This window comes from Rhizobacter sp. P3_B12 (assembly GCF_056402895.1).
In genome coordinates, this window is record NZ_JBFUGN010001733.1 from 1 (window position 1) to 587 (window position 587).

Sequence of the window (587 nt, forward strand, 5' to 3'; positions counted from 1 at the left end):
GCCTGGATGGCTGCCACCAGTTCGGTGGCTTCGCTATCGACACGGCGCAGTTCGTTGTCGGAGACGGCGCCGTCGGCCGTCACCTCGCTGACCTCGCTGATCAGCTCGGCGAACTCGCGGGCCACGCGCGTCACGCTCCGGAACGTGTCGTCGTCATCGTTGTCCGAGCACGCCGGCAGCGGCACCACCATGCAGTGGCACGCCATCGCGAAGGCATTCAGGATGCTGTGGTTCTTCGTCAGCAGCGTGAGCTTGAGCGCTTCGGCCAGGCCGAGCTTGGCGGTTGCGTAGTTGGGGTCGACCTCGTGGTTCAGCGTCGACGTGCTCTTGCCGAGCAATGGGGCGAGTGCAGAAGTGCCGCCCGGGTGATCGTGCACGAGGTTGAAGGCTGCGGTTTGGACATTCATGGCATGGGCCGTTTGAAGGGGCTATGGATGGACCGCGCACTGGTAGCCATACTGCGCACCAATGAGCGCACGAGAGAGAAACTGATGAGCGAGAAGAAGACGGACGGGCTGAGCGTGGAAATGGTGTTTGCGCAGGTGAGCGTCGAGTTCACCGAGATCGCGTCGCCGATGGGGCCGATG

1 protein-coding gene is annotated in these 587 nt (G+C 63.5%); it reads right to left on the reverse strand.

Features of this window, described 5'->3' with window-relative positions; translation table 11 throughout:
* Nucleotides 1-407, reverse strand: a 407-nt coding sequence (locus AC1D01_RS37940) for a phage regulatory CII family protein (protein ID WP_477875145.1), incomplete at its 3' end; no start/stop codon positions are given.
* Nucleotides 408-587 lie beyond the last annotated feature (180 nt).